Annotated in this window: 18 protein-coding genes; 14 read left to right on the forward strand and 4 right to left on the reverse strand. The window is 69.7% G+C overall.

What is annotated here, in order from left to right; all coding sequences use genetic code 11:
- Window positions 1-132: 132 nt before the first annotated feature.
- The 4 genes from APAU_RS11305 to APAU_RS12730 all read left to right on the forward strand — a co-directional run bounded on the left by APAU_RS11305 (window position 133) and on the right by APAU_RS12730 (window position 5,308).
- Complete coding sequence (locus APAU_RS11305) at window positions 133-1,077, forward strand: ABC transporter substrate-binding protein (protein WP_006301890.1); 945 nt, start codon at window positions 133-135, stop codon at window positions 1,075-1,077.
- A 174-nt stretch (window positions 1,078-1,251) separates the two neighbouring features.
- Window positions 1,252-1,803, forward strand: coding sequence for an ABC transporter permease (locus APAU_RS11310; RefSeq protein ID WP_050792510.1), 552 nt, complete (start codon window positions 1,252-1,254; stop codon window positions 1,801-1,803).
- On the forward strand, window positions 1,797-2,402 hold the full coding sequence (locus APAU_RS11315) for an ABC transporter ATP-binding protein (RefSeq protein WP_006301891.1): 606 nt from the start codon (window positions 1,797-1,799) through the stop codon (window positions 2,400-2,402). Before APAU_RS11310 ends, APAU_RS11315 begins: the two co-directional genes overlap by 7 nt.
- A 71-nt stretch (window positions 2,403-2,473) precedes the next feature.
- Complete coding sequence (locus tag APAU_RS12730; protein WP_006301892.1) at window positions 2,474-5,308, forward strand: HD domain-containing phosphohydrolase; 2,835 nt, start codon at window positions 2,474-2,476, stop codon at window positions 5,306-5,308.
- 86 nt (window positions 5,309-5,394) lie between these two features.
- Here the strand turns inward: APAU_RS12730 and APAU_RS11325 are convergent, their stop codons facing one another.
- The 3 genes from APAU_RS11325 to APAU_RS11335 are packed head-to-tail and all read right to left on the reverse strand — an operon-like array spanning window position 5,395 to window position 10,335.
- Window positions 5,395-6,807, reverse strand: coding sequence for a mannose-1-phosphate guanylyltransferase/mannose-6-phosphate isomerase (locus tag APAU_RS11325; RefSeq protein WP_006301893.1), 1,413 nt, complete (start codon window positions 6,805-6,807; stop codon window positions 5,395-5,397).
- Complete coding sequence (locus APAU_RS12735) at window positions 6,804-8,888, reverse strand: diguanylate cyclase (protein ID WP_006301894.1); 2,085 nt, start codon at window positions 8,886-8,888, stop codon at window positions 6,804-6,806. Before APAU_RS12735 ends, APAU_RS11325 begins: the two co-directional genes overlap by 4 nt.
- A gap of 52 nt (window positions 8,889-8,940) precedes the next feature.
- Window positions 8,941-10,335: an HD domain-containing phosphohydrolase gene (locus tag APAU_RS11335; protein WP_006301895.1), complete on the reverse strand. Its 1,395-nt coding sequence runs from the start codon at window positions 10,333-10,335 to the stop codon at window positions 8,941-8,943.
- A 187-nt stretch (window positions 10,336-10,522) separates the two neighbouring features.
- On the opposite strand from APAU_RS11335, the gene APAU_RS11340 reads away from it, so the two are divergent.
- The 8 genes from APAU_RS11340 (at window position 10,523) to APAU_RS11375 (ending at window position 18,283) form a co-directional block, all read left to right on the forward strand.
- Complete coding sequence (locus APAU_RS11340; RefSeq protein ID WP_006301896.1) at window positions 10,523-11,341, forward strand: phosphate ABC transporter substrate-binding protein; 819 nt, start codon at window positions 10,523-10,525, stop codon at window positions 11,339-11,341.
- 94 nt (window positions 11,342-11,435) lie between these two features.
- The gene (gene pstC, locus APAU_RS11345; protein WP_006301897.1) at window positions 11,436-12,320 is read left to right on the forward strand and encodes a phosphate ABC transporter permease subunit PstC; all 885 of its coding nucleotides are present in this window, start codon (window positions 11,436-11,438) and stop codon (window positions 12,318-12,320) included.
- A complete protein-coding gene (gene pstA, locus APAU_RS11350; RefSeq protein WP_006301898.1) occupies window positions 12,314-13,171 on the forward strand; it encodes a phosphate ABC transporter permease PstA in 858 nt (285 codons plus the stop codon). The genes pstC and pstA overlap by 7 nt, the downstream gene beginning before the upstream one ends.
- A gap of 31 nt (window positions 13,172-13,202) precedes the next feature.
- Window positions 13,203-14,012: a phosphate ABC transporter ATP-binding protein PstB gene (pstB, locus tag APAU_RS11355; protein WP_006301899.1), complete on the forward strand. Its 810-nt coding sequence runs from the start codon at window positions 13,203-13,205 to the stop codon at window positions 14,010-14,012.
- A 40-nt stretch (window positions 14,013-14,052) separates the two neighbouring features.
- Window positions 14,053-14,742, forward strand: a complete 690-nt coding sequence (phoU, locus tag APAU_RS11360; protein WP_006301900.1) for a phosphate signaling complex protein PhoU — start codon at window positions 14,053-14,055, stop codon at window positions 14,740-14,742.
- Between the two features lie 2 nt (window positions 14,743-14,744).
- Complete coding sequence (locus APAU_RS11365; protein WP_006301901.1) at window positions 14,745-15,452, forward strand: response regulator transcription factor; 708 nt, start codon at window positions 14,745-14,747, stop codon at window positions 15,450-15,452.
- Window positions 15,449-17,233, forward strand: a complete 1,785-nt coding sequence (locus APAU_RS11370; protein ID WP_006301902.1) for a HAMP domain-containing sensor histidine kinase — start codon at window positions 15,449-15,451, stop codon at window positions 17,231-17,233. The genes APAU_RS11365 and APAU_RS11370 overlap by 4 nt, the downstream gene beginning before the upstream one ends.
- A gap of 237 nt (window positions 17,234-17,470) precedes the next feature.
- Window positions 17,471-18,283: a transglycosylase SLT domain-containing protein gene (locus tag APAU_RS11375; protein WP_006301903.1), complete on the forward strand. Its 813-nt coding sequence runs from the start codon at window positions 17,471-17,473 to the stop codon at window positions 18,281-18,283.
- A gap of 114 nt (window positions 18,284-18,397) precedes the next feature.
- Here the strand turns inward: APAU_RS11375 and APAU_RS14785 are convergent, their stop codons facing one another.
- Window positions 18,398-20,119 (reverse strand): thiamine pyrophosphate-binding protein, encoded by a 1,722-nt coding sequence (locus APAU_RS14785; protein WP_006301904.1) that lies wholly within the window; start codon window positions 20,117-20,119, stop codon window positions 18,398-18,400.
- A gap of 197 nt (window positions 20,120-20,316) precedes the next feature.
- Between APAU_RS14785 and APAU_RS11385 the strand changes: the two genes are divergently transcribed.
- Both APAU_RS11385 and APAU_RS11390 read left to right on the forward strand, forming a co-directional pair.
- Entirely contained in the window at window positions 20,317-20,706 is a 390-nt protein-coding gene (locus APAU_RS11385; RefSeq protein ID WP_006301905.1) for a Na-translocating system protein MpsC family protein, read from the forward strand.
- 156 nt (window positions 20,707-20,862) lie between these two features.
- Window positions 20,863-21,876 carry a Nif3-like dinuclear metal center hexameric protein gene (locus tag APAU_RS11390; protein ID WP_006301906.1) on the forward strand — a complete coding sequence of 338 codons (1,014 nt, stop codon included), beginning with the start codon at window positions 20,863-20,865 and terminating at the stop codon, window positions 21,874-21,876.
- Window positions 21,877-21,881: the final 5 nt, after the last annotated feature.

A 21,881-nucleotide genomic window follows, 5' to 3' on the forward strand; every position in this document is an offset into this window, starting at 1 on the left:
TCTTGCGGGGGTGCCTCCCCCAGACGTACCGTCCCCTCGTCCGACGATCCGACACCCCCCCTTCCGCAAGGACCAACCCCACGACCGGGGAGGTATAATCAGGAACTGTCGAATCACCGGAGGTGGAACGCCGTGAGCAAAACCCCTTTCTCCTTCCTTTCGTTGCGGATGGGAGGCGCGATCCTGGGCCTGCTCCTCGGGACCCTGCTTCTCGCCCTTCCCTGCGAGGCCCTCACCCTGCACCACCCCCTGGGCCCCTCCCTGCTGGCGGCCACGGGGATCCTGGATCGAAGCTCCCTGGGCTCGGTTCCCCTCGTCCTGCGTCCCTGGCGGAGCCTGGAGGAGGCGGGGGCCGTGCTGGCCAAAGAGCCTGGGGGCCTGGCGGTGCTTCCCACCACCACCGCCGCCTTCCTGGCGGAGCGGGGCATCCCCCTGCACCTCCTGGGGGTACACCTCTGGAAGGCCTTCTTCCTCCTGAGCTCCCGGGAAAACCCCCTCAAAGACCTTTCCGCCGCCGGGGGGACGCGAATCCTGGTGCCCTTCGGACGGGGGGACGTGGCGGACGGGGTGCTGCGGACCCTGCTGAAGGCCTCTTCGGTCCGGAACGTGAAGCTCCTCTACGCCTCGCCCCAGGAAGGGGTGGCCCTGCTGGCGGCGGGGAAGATCGACGGGGCGGTGCTTCCGGAGCCCTTCGCCACCCTGGCGCGACGCGGGGGAGCCCACGCCCTGGACCTCCAGGTCGAGTGGGCCCGGCGCTTCGGAGGGCGGCCCCGGCTTCCCGTGACGGGGCTCTTCCGGGTGGGGACCCTGGACCCGGCGACGGAGCAGGCCGCGGTGGCAGCGTTCCAGCGAAGCGTCGCCCGGGCCCTTCGGGATCCCCAAGGGGCGGGGGCCGTGGCGGCGGAGACGCTGCACATGGAACCCGCCCTGGTGCGGGAGGCGGGCAGAAGGCTCACCCTGGAGTTCGTCCCTCCCCGGGCGGCCGCCCCGGAGCTGCGGCGGTTCTTCCAGATCCTCTCCCGCCACGCCCCGGAGACCCTGCCCCCGACCCCCGACCGGGCCCTGGACCTCCCCTGAGCATGCGCACCGCCGGCGTCCTGGGTCTGCTGGCCCTCTGGCAGGGCGCGGCCGTCCTCCTGGGGCCCCGGGGCCGGCTGATCCTCCCGCCCCCCCCGGGCCGTCCTGGAGCGGCTCTTCACCCTGGGAGCGGAGGGGGCCTTCTGGGCGGACGGGGGACGCACCCTCCTGGAGGTGTCCGCCGCCCTGGGACTGATCCTGGGGCTGGGGCTGTTTCTGGGGGTGGCCCTGGGGGCCTCCCGGCGCCTGGACGCCCTCTGCGAACCCGCCCTGGCTCTGCTTCAGGCCACCCCGGTGGTCTCCTGGCTGGCCCTGGCGGTGTTCGCCTTCGGCATCGGCTGGCGGGGACCGGTGCTCCTCACCACCCTGAACCTCCTTCCCCTGGCGACCCTGACGGTGCGGTCGGGGTTCCGCAGCGTGGACGGGGAGCTGCTGGAGATGGCCCGGGTCTTCCGGGTGCCCCGGGGGCGGGTGCTGGCCCGGATCGTGCTGCCCTCCCTGCGCCCCTTCCTAGGGGCGGCCCTGGACGTGGCGGCCCCGGGGGCGTGGAAGGCGGTGCTGGTGACGGAGTACCTCTGCGGCGACGGGGGGTGGGGGGTGCGCCTCGCCTGGGCCCGGCAGACCGTGGACACCCCCGCCCTCTACGCCGTGACCCTGGCGGCGGTGCTGGGGGGCTGGGGCTTCGAGCGGCTCCTGCGCCGCCTGGGGAGGCGGTTCTCGTGCTGACCCTGCGGGGCGTGGGGGTGACCTACGGGGACCGATGGGTCCTGCGGGGCCTGGACCTGACCCTGCCTCCGGGAGAGCGGGCGGCGGTGCTGGGCCCCTCGGGGTGCGGCAAGACCACCCTGCTCCGGGTGGCCGCGGGCCTGCTGACGCCCCGGGAGGGACGGGCCGACCGATCCTGCCGCAAGCTGGCCTACGCTTTCCAGGAGCCCCGGCTGGTCCCGTGGCTTTCCCTGGAGGAGAACCTGCTCCTGGTGCTGGGGGAGACCACCACCCCCGCACCCGTCCGGGATCTGGCAGAACGCTTCGGCCTGACGCCCCTGCTGAAGCAAAGGGCCCGCACCCTCTCGGGGGGACAGCGGCAACGGGCGGGGCTGGTACGGGCCCTTTCGGTGCGGCCGGACCTGCTCCTCCTGGACGAACCCTTCGCCTCCCTGGACCGGCCGACCCGAGATCGGCTCCTGAAGGAGACGGCGGATCGGATCCACCGGGAGGGAACCGCCCTCCTCCTGGTGACCCATGACCCCACCGAGGCCCGGACCCTGGCGGAGCGAATCCTGGAACTGCCCGACCTCGCGGCCCCGGCATCGGATCTTTCCTGACGCCCCGAAAGCGCTATACTACAACACAGTAAAGAAACATCGCGACAATGCACCCCCGATGGAGGACAAACATGAACCGAACCCCCGGACACCCCCTTTTCTGGCTGTCCCTGCTGGCGGTCCTCCTGCTCCTGGAGGGAGCCTCCCCTCTTTGTGCCGCACCCCCGCCCCTTCGAGTGGCCGCAGAGGAGCACCCCCCCTACACCTACCAGGACGAGCAGGGCGTTCCTCGGGGACTGCTGGTGGAGCTGTGGGAGCGATGGAGCCTCCGCAACGGGCGACCCGTGTCCTTCGACGTCCTCCCCTGGCAGGAGGCGGTGGATCGGGTCCTGGAGGGGCGGGCGGACCTCCTGGAGGGGGTCTTCCCCCCGGAGGAGCCGGACCCCCGGCTCCTCCTCTCCGCCCCCTACGGGCGCATCCCCGTCTCCCTCTTCGTCCACCGGAGGATGCCCTACCCCCGGAGGCTCAAGGACCTGGAGGGCCTGGTGGTGGGGGCCGTGCAGGGGGAACGGTCCATCCCCTTCCTCCTGGAGCAGGGGATGGATTCGGTGCTCCCCTATCCGGACTACCCCTCCCTGGTGGAGGGCTTCGCCAAGGGGCGGGTCCGGGCCTTCCTGGGGGAGGACCCCTCCGCCCTGTGGGCGCTGGAGCAGGCGAGGCTCGGCCAGAACTTCCACCGGGGGGCCCCCCTCTTCGAGGTGCTGCTCCGTCGGGGGGTGTTAAAGAAGAACGCGGCCCTGCTCCAGGAGGTGGAGCGGGGTTTCGAGGGCCTGGAAGCGGACCGGGAGGCCCTGCTGGACCGGTGGCCGGGGCAGGACCTGGGACGCCGGGACGCGGGGGGGCAGCTCCTCCTGGCGGTGGTGCTGGCGGTTTCTCTGCTCTTGGCCCTGGCGCTCCTGCTGGTCTTCTTCTGGAACCGGGGCTTGAAGAACCGGGTGGCGGAGCGCACGGAGGAGCTGAACCGAAGCCTGGCGAACCTCCACGACAGCGAAGCCCGCTACTCCCGGGTCCTGGAGGCCACCCACGACGCCTTCTGGGAGCACGACCTCTCGACGGGGACCTGGTTCCGCTCCTCCCGCTGGTACACCCTCCTGGGCTACGCGCCGGGGGAGATCGACCCGGACTTCGAGGAGAACCTGGCCCGGATCCACCCCGACGACCGGGACCGGGTGCGCCAGGCCTTCACCCTCCACCTCCAGGGACGCAGCCCGGACATCCTGGTGGAGTACCGTTCCCGACACCGGGACGGGACCTACCGCTGGTTCCTGACCCGGGGCTCCGTCTCCCAGCGGGACGGGCAGGGCAGCCCGACGCGCCTCTCCGGGATCACCCTGGACATCACGGAGCGGAAGCGGGACGAGCAGGACAAGGCCCTGCTGTACCACCTGGGGGAGATGACCCAGGAGGCCAAGACCCTCCAGGAACTGTACCCCGCCATCCACCTGGCCCTCCTGGAGTTCATGAGGCTGCCCAACCTGTATCTCGCCCTCTACGACGAGACGACGAATCTGCTCCACTTCCCCTATTACGCGGACGAGCGGGACGACGAACACCCCGCCCCCATGCCCCTGGGGAAATCCCCCACGGCTCTGGTGATCCGGACGGGAAAACCCCTGCTTCTGACCCCGGAGACCCTTCAGCCCCTCCTGGACTCCGGGGAGATGGTCCTGGTGGGCTCCCGTCCCGTGGACTGGCTGGGGCTGCCCCTGAAGACGGAGGGGCGCACCCTGGGGGTCCTGGCGGTGCAGAGCTACGACGAGGAACTCCGGTTCACGGAGGAGGACGAGCGGGTCCTGGCCTTCGTGTCCGGGCAGATCGCCCAGGCCATCGAGCGCAAGCAGACGGCGGAGCAGATCTCCTACATCGGCTTCCACGACGCGGTGACGGGGCTGTACAACCGAGCCTTCTTCGAGGAGGAGCTGTACCGGCTGGACACGAACCGCAACCTCCCCTTGAGCCTCCTCATGGGAGACGTGAACGGCCTGAAGCTGGTGAACGACGGGTTCGGCCACCTCATGGGAGACCTGCTGCTCCAGCGCACCGCCGAGGCCATCCGCTCCGCCTGCCGCCAGGAGGACGTGGTGGCCCGATGGGGGGGGGACGAGTTCGTGGTGCTCCTGCCCCGGACCCCGGAGGACCAGGCGGAGGCCGTGGCGGACCGCATCCGGGAGACGGTGGCCCGGATCGACGACCTCCCCGTGCAGCCCAGCATCGCCCTGGGGGTGGCGGTGAAGCGCACCCCGGAGGAGGACGTGCGAACCGCCCTGCTGCGTCAGGCGGAGGAGCGGATGTACCGCAACAAGCTCACGGAGAGCGCCAGCGCCCGCAGCGCCCTGCTGGACTCCCTGAAGGAGGCCTTCTGGGACCGGGAGGAGGGACAGCGGGAGCACGGCACCCGCATGAGGGAGCTGGCCCTGCACCTGGGCGCGGCGGCGGGGCTGTCGGGAAGCGAGCTGGAGGACCTGGGGCTGGTGGCGCTGCTCCACGACATCGGCAAGGCCGCCCTGCCCCCGGAGCTGTTCCGCAAGCACCCCCTGACGGAGGAGGAATGGGAGCAGGTGCGGCAGCACCCGGAGATCGGGTGCCGCATCGCCAAGGCGGCCCCGGATCTGGTGCCCCTGGCCCCCCTGATCCTCTCCCACCACGAGCGATGGGACGGGACGGGATACCCCCAGGGGCTGAAGGGGGAGGAGATCCCCCTCCTCTCCCGCATCGTGGCCCTGGTGGACGCCTTCGACATCATGACCCATCCCCAGGCCTACGGGGCCCAGCCCAGGACCTTCCAGGAAGCCCTCCAGGAAATCGCCGACGGGGCGGGAACCCAGTTCGACCCCTACCTCGCCCGGCTGCTGCTGCGCCTCCTGGCGGGGGGCGGGGAGTCGACGGAGACCATCACGGGAGAGTGAGGGGGGCGGCCCTCTCGGACGCACCGGCCCCCGCCTTCCCGAGGGGAGGGCGGGGGCCGAGGGCGCACCCAAGGGCGAAGGGAAGCTCAGACTTCCGGGACCCGGCGGAAGTCGTCGGAGAGGCGGACGATGTCGTCCTCCCCCAGGTACTCGCCGCACTGCACCTCCACGATCTCCAGGGGGATCTTTCCGGGGTTGCCCAGGCGATGCCGGGACCCCTTGGGGACGAAGACGCTCTCCCCCTCGTGGAAGAGCCGCTCCGTCCCGTCCACCTCCACCTTGGCGGTGCCCTGCACCACCACCCAGTGCTCCGACCGGTGGTGATGGTATTGGAGGGACAGACGCGCCCCGGGGAGGATGGTGATCTGCTTGACCTTGTAGCGTCCCGACTGGGAGACCACCCGGTAGGCCCCCCAGGGACGGGCGCTCACCGGGGCTTCCACCAGCTCCCGGCGCCCCTCCTCCTGAAGCTGCCGCACCACCTCTCGCACCTTCTGGGAGCTGCCCCGAGGGGCCACGAAGACCGCGTCGGGGGTGTCCACCACGATGGTCTCCGTCAAGTCCACCCCCACCACCAGACGCTCCCGGGCGAAGACCAGGTTGTCCTGCCCGTCCAGGAGCCGGGCGTCCCCGAAGAGGGCGTTGCCCGAAAGGTCCTTCTTCGCCAGATCGTACACCGCATCCCAGGACCCCACGTCGGACCACCCCGCGTCCAGGGGGACGCAGGCCACCCGGGGAGCCTTCTCCATGAGGGCGTAGTCGATGGACCGGGAGGGCAGGCCGGGGTAGGCCGCCCGGAGGGCCGCCTCCCCCGCGGCGGCGGGCTCCCCGATCTCCGGGGCCCATTCCCGCAGGGCCTCCAGGAAGGCGTCCACCCGGAAGCAGAAGATACCCCCGTTCCAGAAGAACCCTCCCTGCTCCAGAAACGCCGCCGCCCGCTCCGCGTCGGGCTTCTCCACGAACTGGGCCACCTTCAGGAAGGGGCGGTCCGGCAGGGGTTCCGTCTGGAGGTAGCCGTACCCCGTCTCGGGGCGGTCCGGGACGATGCCGAAGGTGACCAGGTACCCCTCCTCCGCCGCCTGCCGGGCAAGGGCCACCGCCTCGACGAACCGGTCCACGTGGGCCACCGCGTGGTCGCAGGGGCACACCAGCACCAGGTCCTCCCCCGAAGCTCCCTCCTCCACCAGTCGGGCCACCCCCAGGGCGATGGCGGCGGCGGTGTTCTTCCCCTGGGGCTCCGAGATCACCGGATCCTCCAGGGAGGCGGCGCAGGCCTGGGCCTGTTGGGTCACCAGGGCCCGAAAGGACTCCCCCGTCACCACCCGGATGCGCTCCGGAGGGGTCAGGCGGAGCACCCGCAGCACCGTCTCCTGGAGCAGGGAACGGGAATCCGTCAGGGGCAGGAACTGTTTGGGCAGCTCCTGTCGGGAAAGGGGCCAGAGGCGGGTGCCGCTTCCCCCCGCCAGGAGAAGCAGGTGAAGCTGAGGGTCCTGGGTCATGAACTCTCCGCCTTTCTTTGAAGGATGGAAAGAGGGAAACCGTGCTTCCTCTCTCCCTTGTGGCGGTACATCCGCTCGTCCGCCAGCTTGAGCAGGTCCGTCAGGTCCCGCCCGTCCTCGGGGAACCCCGCCACCCCGTGGTCGCAGGGCACCCCCTCGGGACCTCCCGGAACCGCCAGGCGGGCCAGGCGGGCCTCGAAGCGCCGCATCACCTCCCGGGCCCCCTCCGGGGAGGTTCGGGGGAAGAGGACCACGAACTCGTCCCCCCCGTACCGGGCCGCCACGTCGCTGGCCCGGACGCTGTCCTTCAGGCACCGGGCGGTCTCCTGGAGCACCAGGTCCCCCACGAAGTGGCCGTACCGGTCGTTGGTCTCCTTGAAGTCCGTCAGGTCCACCAGGGCCAGGCTCAGGGGCTCCTCGTCCCGTCCCAGCCGTCCCTGCTCCTCCTGCATCCGGGCCTCCAGGTAGCGCCGGTTCCACAATCCCGTCAGGGGGTCCTTCATGGTCTGGAGCCGCATGTCCCCGATGAGGTCCCGCACCGCCCAGAGAGCCCCCAGGTGTCCCGCCAGGATCTGGAAGGCCGCCTCGTCCTCCCCGTCGAAGGGCCGTTCCAGGGATTCCAGGGAGAGCACCCCCCGGATGCGCCCGGAGAAGGAGATCGGGACGTCCAGCTGGTGCCTCGTGCCCGAGGCCACCAGGGAGACGAACCCCGCCTCCGGCCCGATGTCCCGGTGGTTCATCAGCCGCCCCAGCCGGGCGCAGCGGCACACCAGCCCCCCGCCCCGGGCGGTCAGTTCCTGGGAGCGCCGTTCCAGGTCCTCCCGGGGGATGATGCTGGAGGCCAGAAAGCGCAAAGAGAGGGTCGTCCCCTCCTCCCGGACCTCGTAGAAGCTCACCAGGTGGCAGCCCATCCGCTGGGCCACCAGGTCCACCACCCGCTGGGCCAGATCGGGAAGCTCCCGGGTCTGTCCCAGATCCTGCACCAGGCCGTGGATCAGCCTCATCCGGTCCAGCTCCCGCTGGAGGGAGTCGAAGGCCTCCCGGCGCTCCAGGCGCAGCACCAGGGAGGCGGCCAGGGCGGTGAGGATCTCCCCGTCCTGGGGGGTGAGGCTCCCGGGGCCTCCCTGGTTCAACAGCAGGAACCCCCAGGTGTGGCCGTCGGAGCCGAGGAGGGGCACCCCCAGCTCGCAGCGGGCCTCGGGGTTGACGGCCACCACCAGGGGGTCCTTGCGGGTGTCGGGACAGAGGTAGGGCTTCCCCGTCTCGAGGATCCTCCCCACCAGCCCCCCCCGGCTCTCCAGGAGGGCCGTCACCTGCTCCTCCGGGGGAGCAAATCCCTGGAAGCACTGAAGGCGCACCGGTTCGTCCCGTCGGCTCCGGCAGGCCAGGTAGACGTGCTCGTACCCCAGCACCCCGTGCAGGTCCTCCACCACGTCCCGGAACAGGGCGTCCAGGGACACGTGTCCCCCCATCTTCACCAGCAGGTCCACCAGTCCCCGCTGCTGTCGGGAGAGCTTCTGCAGGGCCGCCTCCCGAAGCTGCGCCGCCCCCAGCGCCCGGCCCAGGCGCTCCCGCACGGAGAAGTGGGAGAGGCAGTGGGCCAGGAGGCTCGCCAGAAGCTCCATGAGCCGCACGTCCTTGGGACGGTAGGCATGGAGCCGGGGGCTCTCCGCGTCCAGCACCCCGAAGATCTCCTGCCGCCAGAGGAGGGGCACGGCGATCTCCGACCGGGCCTCCTTGCAGCTTTCCACGTAGTCCGGGTCCAGACGCACGTCGTCCACCACCTGGGTGGCCCGGGTCTCGAAGGCCCGGCCCACCACCCCCTGTCCCCGGGCCAGGGTCAGCCCCCCGGGACGGTAGGTTCCCTGGTTGGCCACCCGAACCACCCGGTTGGGGTCCTTGGGGTCCACCAGGAAGGCGTCGGGGTTGCAGAAGGGGGTGCCGCGCTGGAGGAAGAGGACCGCCTGGGCGCAGGCCTCCTGGGGCGTGGAGGCCTGGTTCAGCTGGTCGATGAACTGAAGGATGAGGGTCCGTTCCCTCTCCACGGGAGAGGAAAGGGGACCTTCGCGGGAAGGGGGCATGGCCACACCTCTTTCGCTCTTCCTCGTTCTCTCCCGAGGGGGCCGGGCCCCGTCAGGATGCGTGTTTGCGGAAGATCTCCTGAAAACCCTCCTGGACCTGGAAAAACGCCTCCACCACGGAGGGGTCGAAGTGGATCCCTCCCTGCTCCCGGATGTGCTCCGCCGTCCGCGGGTGGTCCCAGGGGGCCTTGTAGGGCCTGCGGCTCCGCAGGGCGTCGTACACGTCCGCCACGGCGGTGATCCGGGCGGCCAGGGGGATCTCCGTCTCCTTGAGATGGGAGGGATAGCCGCTGCCATCCCACCGTTCGTGGTGTCCCCGGGCGATCTCCGCCGCCAGGGCCAGGCTGGGCTTGTCCTTCAGGATATTGTAACCGATCAGGGCGTGGCTCTTCATGATCTCGAACTCGTCCGGGTCCAGCTTGCGGGGGGCCAGGAGGATCCGGTCCGGGATACCCACCTTGCCGATGTCGTGGAAGGGGGCGAAGAGTTCCAGGTCCCGGGCGAACTTCCCCGGGAGCCCCAGGGTTTCCGCCAGCAGGCGGGCATAGGCGCCGATGCGCACCAGATGGGCCCCCGTCTCCTCGTCCCGCATCTCCGCGGTGAGGGTGATGGCCCGGTAGGTTTCCAGGCGGACCTGCTCCTCCTGCTCCTTCTGGGCGGTGAGGTCCATGGGGGTGGCGAAGAAGGCGGTGACGTCCCCCCGAACGTCTCGGATGGAACTGATGTACAGGCGTACCCACATGAGGGACCCGTCCCTGCGGCGGTTGATCAGTTCCCCCTCCCAGGCTCCCCTCTCGGGGTCCAGGAGGGCCTCCCACATCTCGCTGAAGAGCCGGTCGTAGGTCTCCTCGTCCACCCCCCACTCCCGATAGACCCGGCGCCCGGGGTTGAGGATCCGGGGGTTCTTGCCCCGGGCCTCCTCCTGGGTGAAGCCGTAGAGTTCCTCGAAGGCCCGGTTCACATAGAGGATGCGACCCCGCACGTCGGTGATGCACATCCCGTGCACCGCGTGCTGCAGAGCGTGGTAGAAGAGCTTGCGCTCCTCCTCCACCCGGGCCCGGTCCGTCACGTCTCCTCCGTGGGCGATGCAGGCCCGCACCGAACCGTCGGGACGGCGCGCGACGCTGAACCGGGTGAGGAAGGTCCGCTCTCCCTCCGGGCAGGGGGCCTTCCAGAGCAGGGGCACCGCGGGGCTTCCCTCCAGTGCCCGGCGAAAGGAGCGCTCCACCAGTCCCCGGTCCTCCTCCCGAGGCAGGTCCCCGATCCGGACCTCCCGGGTCTCCGCCAGGACCTTCCCGAGGAGACGGGTCGCCGCGGGGTTCGCGTAGGTCACCCGGCCCTGGGGGTCCAGCTGGAGGATCAGGGCGTCCATGGCCTCCACCAGGGTGCGGTGCAGGTCCTCCTGGGAATCGGGAACCTCCCGAAGCGGCGACGGGGTCTCGTCCATGGCCACACCCCTCCTCCCGGCGCTCGAGGGCGCCTCGGGCTATTCTAGCAAGCCCCGCGCCCCCGGGGGGCTGTAACTTTTCCGTTACTCCCCTGTAAAACAACCGGAAGCCCTCCTCCGTAGACTGCACGGTGAGGCGACGTCTCGGCGTCCCCGACCCCAGTCCCCAAAGGAGGACATCACGAACATGAAACGTTTCGGTCTTGCAGCGAGCACCCTGGCACTTGCGGCTTTTCTCTTCTCCGGCACCGCCCTGGCGGGAGAGTTGGTGATGAACGGCTCCACCACGGTACTCCCCTTCGCCCAGTCCTCCGCGGAGGCCTTCATGAAGGCCAATCCGGGGATCAAGATCTCCGTGTCCGGCGGCGGCAGCGGCAACGGCATCAAGGCCCTCATCGACGGCACGGCCCAGATCGCCAACGCCTCCCGTCAGATGAAGAAGGAAGAAGTGGCCCAGGCCAAGGGGAAGGGGATCAACCCGGTGGAGCACACCGTGGCGGTGGACTGCATCGTCCCCATCGTGCACCCCTCCAACCCCGTGTCCGACCTGTCGACAGAGCAGCTCAAGGACATCTACACCGGCAAGATCACCAACTGGAAGGAAGTGGGCGGCCCCGACAAGCCCATCGCCGTGGTGGGTCGGGACACCAGCTCCGGCACCTTCGAGGTGTGGGAGGAGAAGATCCTGAAGAAGGAGCCCGTGACGCCCCGGGCCCTCATCGTCGCCTCCTCGGGCGCGGTGATCCAGACCGTGGCCAAGAACCCTCTTGCCCTGGGCTACGACAGCCTGGGCTACGTGGACACCAAGTCCGTGAAGGCCCTGAAGATCGCCGGCGTGGTGGGGACCCCCGAAACCGCCCGAGGCGGCAGGTTCGCCACCTCCCGGAAGCTCTATATGTACACCAACGGAACCCCCCAGGGGGACGCGAAGAAGTACCTGGATTTCCTGATGAGCCCGGAAGGTCAGAAGTACGTGGCGAAGGAAGGCTTCGTCACCCTGAAGTAGGGGCACCATGAGGGACGCAGAGATTTCGGGGGCGGGCTCCGCTGGAGCCCTCCCCCTTTCGCGATCCATCACGTCCGGGAAAAGAGGGGGCTCCATGAACGACACTATGAAGGGAGACCGCCTTCCCCGCATCCTGATCTCCCTGGTGGCGGCGGCGGGAATCCTCATCATGATCTTCATCCTGTTCTTCCTCGTCCGGGAGAGCTTCCCCATCCTTCGGGAGGCCACCCTGGGGGAGATCCTCCTGGGCTCCCTCTGGTACCCCACCATGGAGCCCCCTAAGTTCGGCATGTTCCCCCTCATCGTCGGTTCCCTCGCCGTGACCCTCCTGGCCTCCCTGATGGCGGTGCCCTTCAGCCTGGCCCTGGCGGTGTTCCTGGCGGAGACCTGCCCCCTGGGCCTTCGGGAGGTCTTCAAGCCCGTCCTGGAGATCCTGGGCTTCTTCCCCTCGGTGGTGTTGGGGTTCATCGGCATGGTGGTGCTGGCGCCGGAGCTTCAGAGCCGGTTCGAACTCCTCTCGGGACTCAACCTGTTCAACGCCGCCCTGCTGTTGGGGATCCTCACGATCCCCATCGTGGCCTCCATCGCCGAGGACAGCCTGGCGGCGGTGCCCCAGGCCCTGCGGGACGCCTCCTTCGCCCTGGGGGCCACGAGGAGCGAGACCATCTTCCGGGTGGCGGTGCCCTCTGCGCTGCCGGGAATCCTCCAGGCCTGCCTCCTGGGGATCATGAGGGCCCTGGGGGAGACCATGGTGGTCCTCATGGCGGCGGGAGGCGCGGCGATCCTCCCGGAGGCCCTCATGGACCCGGTGCGCCCCCTCACCTCCACCATCGCCGCGGAGATGGGAGAGACCCCCGTGGGGTCCCCCCACTACCACGCCCTGTTCTTCATGGGGCTCCTGCTCCTCCTGCTCACCCTGGCGATCAACCTGGGAGCCCTGTGGATCGAGCACCGGGGACGGAGGTGGCGGGGATGCTGAACCGAAGGACCCTGGCGGACCGAGCCACCACGCTCTTCCTGTGGCTGTCCATGGGTTTCGTGCTCCTGGTTCTGGGGGGGATCCTGGGCTTCCTGATCCTCCAGGGGGCGGGAAGCCTTTCCTGGAGCTTCTTGGTCGAGCCTCCCCGCAACGGCATGACCGAGGGGGGCATCCTGACCCCCCTGGTGGGAACGGTGCAGCTCATCGCCGTCTCCATGGCCTTCGCCTTCCCCGTGGGGGTCTTCACGGCGGTGTACCTCAACGAGTACGCCCGGGACGACGGCTTCACCCGGACCTTGCGCCTGGCGGTGCGCAGCCTCGCCGGGGTGCCCTCGGTGGTCTTCGGACTCTTCGGGTTCTCCTTCTTCTGCGTGTTCCTCCGCATGGGAGCCAGCCTCCTGGCGGCGGGACTCACCCTGGGATGCCTGGCCCTGCCGGTGATCGTCGGGGCCGCGGAGGTGGCCCTGCAGAACGTCCCCCAGGACTACCGGGACGCCTCCTTCGGCCTGGGGGCCACCCGATGGCAGACCATCCGCCGGGTGGTGCTCCCCGCAGCCCTGCCCTCCATCCTCACCGGGGCCATCCTGAGCGTCGGCCGGGTGGCGGGGGAGACGGCCCCCATCATCTTCACCGGAGCGGCGTTCTTCACCCCCGGCCTGGCCAAGAGCCTCTTCCAGTCCGTCATGGCCCTGCCCTACCACGTGCTGGTGCTGGCCACCGCGGGCACCCAGATCGACAAGACCCGGCCCATCCAGTACGGCACGGTGCTGGTGCTGCTGATCCTGGTGCTGGGCATCTCCCTGGTGGGGGTGCTCTGGCGGGCCCACCTGCGCCTGAAGACCTCCCGATGAACCCGTCGGGGACGAAGAAAGGGGAACGTTCATGATTGCAGCGTCGGTGCCTCCGGTAGCCCGGGAAACCGGGACGCCCGGGGCGGAGAAGCTCCGGGTGGAGCACCTGTTCCTCACCTACGGGGGCAACAAGAGCCCCTCCCTCAAGGACATCGGCCTGTCCATCCCGGAAAACAGCGTCACCGCCTTCATCGGCCCTTCCGGGTGCGGCAAGAGCACCTTCCTGCGCTGCCTCAACCGGATGAACGACTTCATCCGGGGGGTCTCCGTGGAGGGGCAGGTGTTCCTGGACGGGGAGGACATCTACGCCCCCCAGACGGACGTCATCGGCCTGAGGAGGCGGGTGGGCATGGTCTTCCAGCGCCCCAACCCCTTCCCCTCCTCCATCCGGGAGAACGTGGCCTACGGCCCCAAGCTCCACGGCACCCGGGATCGCCGCTCCCTGGACGAGCTGGTGGAACGCAGCCTCCGAGGCGCCGCCCTGTGGGACGAGGTGGCGGACAAGCTGGACTCCCCCGCCCTGTCCCTCTCCGGGGGCCAGCAACAGCGCCTCTGCATCGCCCGGGCCATCGCCGTGGAACCGGAGGTGCTGCTGATGGACGAGCCCACCTCCGCCCTGGACCCCATGGCCACGGCGAAAATCGAGGAACTGGTCCGGGAACTGAAGGAGAAGTACACTGTGGCCATCGTCACCCACAACATGCAGCAGGCCGCCCGGGTGTCGGACACCACCGCCTTCTTCCTCCTCGGGGAGCTGGTGGAGGTGGGACCCACCCACGAGATCTTCACCTCTCCCTCGGATCGGCGCACGGAAGACTACATCACCGGCCGTTTCGGCTAGGCCGGACGGAACCTGGCGGCACGGGAAGGACGGAAGACCCATGCAGGAGAGCAACATTCGCAAGCACATGGACGAGGAGATGGAACGGATCCGGGCGGACCTGCTGAAACTGGGAGGCCTGGCGGGTTCCTTCATCCAGAACGCCGTCTGGGCCCTGGCGAAACAGGACCTGGACCTGGCCCGCCAAGTGGTGACGGGGGACGACGAGGTGGACGACCTGGCCAAGCGGATCGACACGGACTGCTTCCAGTTCATCGCCCGCTACCAGCCCCTGGCAGCGGACCTGCGCACCGTGTCCTCCGCCATCCACATGACCGTGGACCTGGAGCGCATCGCCGACATCGGGGTGAACGTGGCGGAATCGGCCCTGGAGATCGGCACCGCCCGCCCCCTGAAGCCCCTGGTGGACATCCCCCGGATGGGACAGCTGGTGGGAGAGATGGTGGACGGAGCCATGAGGGCCTTCCTCAACCGGGACGCGGAGGCGGCCCGGCGGGTCTGCGCCGCGGACGACGAGGTGGACGACCTGGAACGGCAGGTCTTTCGGGAGCTTCTGGTCCTGATGATCGAACACCCCAAGTCCATCGAGCAGGCCACGACCCTCATCAATGTGGCCCGCAACCTGGAACGGGCGGGGGACCACGCCACCAACCTGGGGGAGCACATCCTCTTCCTGATCGAGGGACAACACGTGAAGGCCTCTTCCTTCCGCCGCCCCCTGGGGGCCTGACCATGCCGGGAGAGCGGATCCTGGTGGTGGAGGACGAGCGGTCCATCGCGGACCTGGTGGCGGAGGCCCTCCGGCGCCAGGGATACCGGGTGGAGACCGCAGGGGACGGGGACCAGGCCCTGGAGGTGGCGGAAACCACCCTCCCGGACCTGGTGATCCTGGACCTGATGCTGCCCAAGCTGGACGGCTGGGAGGTGTGCCGCCGCCTCCGGGAGGAGGAGACCACGCGGCGCATCCCCATCATCATGCTCACCGCCCGGCGGGACGAGAAGGACGTGGTGGCGGGGCTGGAGCTGGGGGCGGACGACTACCTGCGCAAGCCCTTCTCCCTGGCGGAGCTGCTGGCCCGGGTGAAGGCGCACCTGCGGGCCCGGGCCCAGGACGCCCTGGGGGACGAGGGCATCGCCGTGGGCCCCCTGACCCTGGAACCCCGAAGCGGGGAGGTGCTCCTGGACGGGACCCCCCTGGACCTCTCCCCGGTGGAATACCGCCTCCTGGAGACCCTGGTGCGGGGCAAGGGTCGGCTGGTGTCCCGGGAGGAGCTGCTGGCCAAGGTGTGGGGCTACGTGGCGGGGGACACCCGCACCGTGGACGTGCACATCTTCCGGCTCCGCCGGAAGATCGAGCCGGACCCGGAGCACCCCCGACTGGTACACACCGTCCGGGGCCGGGGGTACCGGCTCCTGTGGACCCCGGAGGACCGGCGGTGAAGACCCTCCAGGGAAAGATCATCCTCCTGGTGGGGGTCATGGCGGCCCTCTCCTTCGCCCTGGGGGCGGTGCTGGTGGTGGGGGACGTGCGCCGCCAGCTGGACGACCAGACCCGGGAGATCCTGCAGACGCGCACCCACGCCCTGGCCCAGGCCCTGACGGACCAGGGGACGGAGGCGGTCCGGAACCGGTTGGGAACGTGGCGGGACATCCTGGGCCTGCGCATCACCCTGGTGGACCCGCAGGGGATCGTCCTGGGGGACAGCGACATCCCCCAGGGGAAACTGAAAGGCCTGTCCAACCACCTGACCCGACCGGAGGTGCAGGAGGCCCTCCGCACCGGAGAGGGCTCGGACCTGCGCTACAGCGAGAGCACCGGGGTGGCGTACCTCTACGAGGCCCGCCGGGTGCCCCTGGCGGACGGGAGCTTCCTGGTGGTGCGCACCTCCATGCCCCGTCAGGACTACGACCACCTCCTCTGGAGGATCCGACGGCACCTCTTCGCCTCCCTGGCCCTGGCGGCCCTCCTCTCCCTGGGCCTGGGCATCTGGGGGGTACGCCGCATCACCCGCCCCCTGGGGGAGCTGGCCCGGGCCGCGGGGGCAGTGGAACTGGGGGAGAAGGCCCACTTCCCCCTGGAGGGCACCCTGGAGATCCGTCGGCTCTCCGGGGCGCTGAAGCACATGGCGGAGCGCCTCACCGCCACCCTGGAGGACCTGGAGGAGGAGCGGGAACAGCTGCGCCGACTGGTGGAGTCCCTCCCCGTGGGGGTGCTCCTGGTGGACCCCAAGGGACGAGTACGCTACGCCAACGACGCCCTGAAGGGACTGCTCCGGGACCTCCCCGCCCGCCTGGAGGGAGCCCCCGTGCAGGGGGCCCTGCGCCACCCTCCCCTGCTGGACCTCATCGAGCGGGTCGCCGGAAACCCGGCAACGGGGGGGGACAACATCACCTTCCGCGACCGGGGGGAACGGGAGTCCTTCCTCCGGGCGGAGGCGGTGCGGGTGCACCAGCAGACCCTGGTGGTGGTGCAGGACCTCACGGAACAGGTGCTCATGGAAGAGGCCCGCAAATCCTTCGTGGCCGACGCGGGACACGAACTCCAGACCCCCCTCACGGCCATCCGGGCGGCGGCGGAGCTGCTCCTCTCCATGGACCCCTCCACGGGGGCGGAGCGGGCCCCCTACCTGGACCGCATCGTGGAACAGCAGGAACGCATGACCTCCCTGGTGGACGACCTGCTCCTCCTCTCCCGGCTGGAGAGCGGCGTCCCCGTGCAGACGGAGGAAGACCTGGACCTGGCCGCCCTCCTGGGAGACCTGGTGGAGAGGGCGCGGCAGCACCCTCTGGCGAAGGACCTGGCCTTCCAGGTCCGCCTGCCCGAGACGGCCCCCTTCCGGGGGAGGCCCGAGGAGCTGCGCCGGGCCTTCGAGAACCTCCTGGAGAACGGGGTCAAGTACACCCACCGCCGCTTCGGGGACCAGTCCGGAGGAGTCCTGCGCCTGACCCTGGAGACCACCCCCGAGGGCTACCGGGCGGAAGTGCGGGACAACGGGGTGGGGATCCCCCCCTCCATGAGGGAGCGGATCTTCGAGCGCTTCGAGCGGGCGGAGAAGCACCGGGCCCGGGGCAACGACCCCAAGGGGGGCTACGGCCTGGGGCTGGCCATCGCCCGGCGGGCCCTGGAGGGGCATGGGGGCTCCCTGGAGCTGGCGGAGACCGCCGGAGAAGAGCCCGAGGGCACGGCCTTCCGGATCCGCCTGCCCCGCAAAGGCCGTTAAAGGGGCGTTTCCACCAGCGCTGCCAAGGAGAAAACAATACTGCCCCGGGGCCTTTCCCTGGGGCAGTATTTTCATGGGAAAACCACCGTAATCCCCCGGTCTTTTCACTTCGATCTACAAGAGTTGCCTCAATCCCCCCATTCGCTATAATACCCTCACCTGAAACACCGGGAGCCGAGACCGCACCATAGAGGGAGCAACCCGCCCTTCGGCCCCCCTGTAGAAGGAGGAGAAGACATGGAATCCACGCGACGCCTGTGGAACCTGCCTCTCCTGATCCTGGCAGCGTTTCTGGGGCTTCTTCTGGCCCCGCCGGGATCGGAGGCGGAGACCACGACGGTGATTCAGGTGGTGGACCAACCCCTGAACGCCTACCGCGCCAACGAACCGACCCCATCGGCACCCCTTCAGGAAACACCCGAGGCTGTTTCACCCCTCTCCCCCCCCCTAGCCTCCGTCCCCGCCGCGACGAGCGGCTACGACAGCTCGGTCCGAAAGGCCCTCCAGGAGATGGCCCTACGGACGGAGCATCTGGATCTGTGGGCGGACCTGCATCCCAACTCGGCCCTCCGGGACCTCAAGACCATGTCCACGGGGCACCAGCGCACGGTGGCCAACATCGTCAAGTACATCCGCACCCACAACACCCGCATCGACCCCAAGACGGCCTGGCGGGAGGCTGCGGCCCTGGTGCGGTACAGCAACAAGTACGGCATCCCCGCTCCCCTGGCCACGGCGGTGGCCCATGCGGAGAGCCGCTTCGACCCCAACGCCCAGAGCAGCAAGGGCGCCCTGGGGGTCATGCAGGTCATGTGGCGGGTCCACAACGGCCTGCTCCAGTCCAACGGCATCGAGACCCGCAAACAGATGTTCGACCCCGAAAAGGGCATCGCCGCGGGCTGCCTGCTCCTGTCCCGGTACATCAAGGCCTACGGGTCCGTGCAGAAGGCCATCAACCGCTATTACGGCGGCGTGGCGGTGGCGTACTTCCACAAGGTGAACCGCAACATGGCGAAGCTGGTCTCCCAGTCCGCCGCCAACGGCTACTAAGGGCTCCTAGGGACACCACAAAACGGCCCCGGAGCACAGCCCCGGGGCCGAAGCACAGGAAAAGGGTTTCAGGTGCACGAGGGGGCGTCCGGGGGGACGCCCCCTCGTGGTGTTCTAGTAGAGGCAGTCCATCCCCGCACGGAGGGCTTCGGCGCACCACCCGGGCACGGGGGGCAGGTCCCGGTCCTCCGGGACGCAGGGCAGGGAGATCAGGGACGGACCGTCCAGGGCCAGGGCCCGGGAAAGGACCTCCCGGAAGACCTGAGGCGTCGTCGCCTCGAAGCCTGCCACGCCGAAACCCTTCGCCACGGCGGGGTAGTCCACCGGGGCGAAGTCCGTGAACCGCCCGTACCCCTCCCCCAGCTCGGAGCCTCGGATCACCCGTTCCGTCCCCCGGATCCAGCCGTAGGTCCGGTTGTCGAACACCAGGAAGATCACCCGGCTCCCCCAGCGCGCGGCGGTCTCCAGCTCCCCCGCGACGAAACCGAAGCTCCCGTCCCCCACCAGCCCCACCACCGGGGCACCGGAGGCCACCCCCCAGCGGGCTCCCAGGGCCGCAGGAAGGGCGTAGCCCAGGGCCCCCATGGCGAAGTTGTACGCCGTCCGGCGTCCCGCGGAGGAAAGGCGCAGGAACGCGGCGGAATAGGCCGCCGCCACCCCCGGATCCACCGCCAGGAAGGCATCCTCCGGCAGGACCTCCTCCAGGATGCGGGCCACGTGGAGGGGGTGCAGTTCCCGGCGCTCCGCCAGGGCCCGGACCACCCGCTCCTCGTGGGCCTCCCGTCCCCCCGCCAGCTTCTCCAGCCAGGGGGACCGGTCCGGGGCGACCTCCCTGCCCAGGACCTCCAGGAGCCCCCGCAGGGTCTCCCGGGCGTCCCCCAGGAGGGGAAGCACGGGGTAGTTCAGCCCCAGTCCCTCCCCGCTCACATCCAGCTGGAGGAAGGTCTTCCCGGAGTTCGGGTCGGGAAGGCGCCAGCCGTCGGTGCCCGCGGAATCGGTGCTGTTCCCCAGGAAGAACACCAGGTCCGCCTCCGCCAGGGCCTCGTTGGCCCAGCTCCGCCCTCCCCGGGCCCCCAGCACCCCGAGGCTCAGGGGGTGGGTCTCCGGGAAAGCGCCCTTGGCGTTGATGGTGGTCCCCACAGGGGCGGAGAGGCGCTCCGCCAGGGCCCGCACCTCCGCCCAGGCCCCGGAGTGCACCACCCCCTGCCCGCAGAACAGCACAGGCCTCCGGGCGCCCCTCAGGGCCTCGGCGGCGGCGGACAGGTCCTCCGGAGCGGCGACGCTGCGGCACCCGGGGAACCGGCCATAGCGAGGATCCGCCCAGGCCTCCCGATCCGGACACTCCCCCTCCAGCACGTCCGAGGGGAGCCGCAGGTGCACCGGCCCGGGACGCCCCGTGACGGCGGTGCGGAAGGCCAGGCGCACCAGATGGGGCACCTCCTCCGACGCCGTGGCGGTGAGGGTGGCCTTGGTGATCCCCTGAAACAGGGCGGTCTGGTCGCACCCCGTGAGCATGTTGCGCCGCTCGTACCGCAGGGGGATCTCCGAAGTGAGCACCACCAGGGGCACGCAGGCGTGGAAGGCCTCCGTCACCCCCGGAACCATGTGGGTGGCCCCCACGCTGGGCCCCTCGCACACCCCCACCTTCCCCGAAGCCTTGGCGTACCCATCCGCCATGAACACGGAACTCCGCTCGTCCCGGCACAGGTGGTGCCGCACCTGGGGGAACCGCTCCCACTCCCGGTAGAGGGCCAGGGTGGTCTCCCCGGGGAGGCCGAAGACGTGCTCCACCCCCAGGTCCTTCAGTTGTCGCAACAGCGCCTCAGTGACCTTCATGACCCAACCCCTTTTCTCAAGGAGGATGCTTGCACCTATCCATAGCTCATCATTTATGAGCAGCTACCGCCCAGTCTAGGAGCCCTTCCCCGTTCCGTCAACACGGGGGGAAAAAATCGAAGACCAATTGCGAATGGATTGACAGGTACGCCAAGGGGCTCCTATACTTCGCTCATCATCGGTGATGAGCTGCGGAGGTGGGCATCCTGACCCCCGGCGATCTGAAACAGGAACTCATGCGGATCAACAACGCGGTGAACCAGGAGATGTTCGGCGTGGGCCTCCGGCGACAGAAGGTGGACCTGCTGGACGACCGGATCCTCCTCATGGCCCAGAACCCTCGGGTGAAGGCCCTCACGGTGTTCGACAGCGGCGAGGGCATCACCGGTCGGCTCATGGATCTGGCCCTGCTGGAGGAGTACAAGAAACGGCTTCGAAAGGCCCTGGAGGATCGCCTGGGGGTTCAGATCCGCTCCGTCCTGAAGGACTACGATCCCGCGGAGGAGCTGGCCTTCACCCTGGTGGTCCTATGCGGAACCCTGGAGGACCTGCTCCGGGGAACCGAGCAACCCCGCTCAGCTGGCTGAGGGACATCCGAAGAGGATCGCCCGAGAGGACCGCTGACCGACGAAGCCCCCCGAGACCCCTCGGGCGGGCAACGTATGGTCGGCGGTCCTCTCGTCGTCTGGGGAGACGGCGATCCTCCCGAGAGACGAGGGGACAAGGGAAGGGAGAGAGCAGGAATGGCGGAAAGCGTGACGGTGCGGGACATTCTGGAGGCCCTGGATTGGATCACCGGGGGCCGGGTGGTGAAGGGCCCCGGCGACCTGGGGGGGCAGAACCCCTTCGTGTTGACCAAGTCGTCGGGGATCCCGGGGAAGTCGGTCACGGAGACCCCCGGCCTGGTGTGGGGGGACCCGTCGGCCCGGGTGCGGCGGGCGGCGGTGCTCATGACCCTCACGGAGAGCGCCATCGAACTGGCCGCCGCCACGGGGGTGGAGTGCCTGGTGGCCCACCACCCCATCGCCGACGGGGCCAACTCCGGCGGGGTGACCCTGAAGAACTACCTGGGCCTCTACGGTCTCCACGCCCTGGAGCTGCACGAGGCCTTCCACGGCCTCCACCCGGGGATTCCCTGGCTCCACGGCCACCGGGCCCTGGAGGTGGACATCCGGGCGGGGGGGATCCACGGGAACATCCTCTACTACGGCGAGGCCCTGCCGGAGGTGCGCACCCTGGGGAACCTGCTGGACCGGCTGGAATCCCTCATGGACCTGAAGACGGAACGGGAGGCCCTGGAACAGGAACGGCGCCTCCGGAACTGCCCGGACCTCCTGGAGACCTGCGTCTCCACCCGGGGGCACATCCTCCTGGGGACTCCCGAAAGCCCGGTGCGCCGGCTGCTGCACATCTTCCCCCACACGGGCTTCACCCCGGAGCACCTGGAGGCGGCCAAGGCGGCCCACCCCGACGCGGACACGGTGCTGGCCACCATCAGCCGGGTCTACCCGGGCAACCCCCTGATCGACAAGGCGCGGGAGCTGGGGATGAACTTCCTCTGCGGCAACTCCCACGCCCTGGAAATCCTGGAAAACGGCATCCCCCTGGCCCGGGCCCTGGCGACGCGGCTCCCCGGCCTGGAGGTGCGGGTCTTCCGGGAGCGGGTGACCAGCTACCCCCTGGACGAGGTGGGATCCGGCACGATCCGGGACTACGGGCGGGACATGGCCTCCCGCTACCTGCCCGGGACCCGGTAACGGGG

This window comes from Aminomonas paucivorans DSM 12260 (assembly GCF_000165795.1).
GTDB classification, from domain to species: domain Bacteria; phylum Synergistota; class Synergistia; order Synergistales; family Synergistaceae; genus Aminomonas; species Aminomonas paucivorans.

What these genes read in the sequence shown, in the direction of transcription:
- APAU_RS12730 (WP_006301892.1), top strand. Translation starts at nt 2,474, where the DNA reads ATGAACCGAACCCCCGGACACCCCCTTTTCTGGCTGTCCCTGCTGGCG.
- APAU_RS11325 (WP_006301893.1), bottom strand. Translation starts at nt 6,807, where the DNA reads ATGACCCAGGACCCTCAGCTTCACCTGCTTCTCCTGGCGGGGGGAAGC.
- APAU_RS12735 (WP_006301894.1), bottom strand. Translation starts at nt 8,888, where the DNA reads ATGCCCCCTTCCCGCGAAGGTCCCCTTTCCTCTCCCGTGGAGAGGGAA.
- APAU_RS11335 (WP_006301895.1), bottom strand. Translation starts at nt 10,335, where the DNA reads ATGGACGAGACCCCGTCGCCGCTTCGGGAGGTTCCCGATTCCCAGGAG.
- APAU_RS11340 (WP_006301896.1), top strand. Translation starts at nt 10,523, where the DNA reads ATGAAACGTTTCGGTCTTGCAGCGAGCACCCTGGCACTTGCGGCTTTT.
- pstC (WP_006301897.1), top strand. Translation starts at nt 11,436, where the DNA reads ATGAACGACACTATGAAGGGAGACCGCCTTCCCCGCATCCTGATCTCC.
- pstA (WP_006301898.1), top strand. Translation starts at nt 12,314, where the DNA reads ATGCTGAACCGAAGGACCCTGGCGGACCGAGCCACCACGCTCTTCCTG.
- pstB (WP_006301899.1), top strand. Translation starts at nt 13,203, where the DNA reads ATGATTGCAGCGTCGGTGCCTCCGGTAGCCCGGGAAACCGGGACGCCC.
- phoU (WP_006301900.1), top strand. Translation starts at nt 14,053, where the DNA reads ATGCAGGAGAGCAACATTCGCAAGCACATGGACGAGGAGATGGAACGG.
- APAU_RS11365 (WP_006301901.1), top strand. Translation starts at nt 14,745, where the DNA reads ATGCCGGGAGAGCGGATCCTGGTGGTGGAGGACGAGCGGTCCATCGCG.
- APAU_RS11375 (WP_006301903.1), top strand. Translation starts at nt 17,471, where the DNA reads ATGGAATCCACGCGACGCCTGTGGAACCTGCCTCTCCTGATCCTGGCA.
- APAU_RS14785 (WP_006301904.1), bottom strand. Translation starts at nt 20,119, where the DNA reads ATGAAGGTCACTGAGGCGCTGTTGCGACAACTGAAGGACCTGGGGGTG.
- APAU_RS11390 (WP_006301906.1), top strand. Translation starts at nt 20,863, where the DNA reads ATGGCGGAAAGCGTGACGGTGCGGGACATTCTGGAGGCCCTGGATTGG.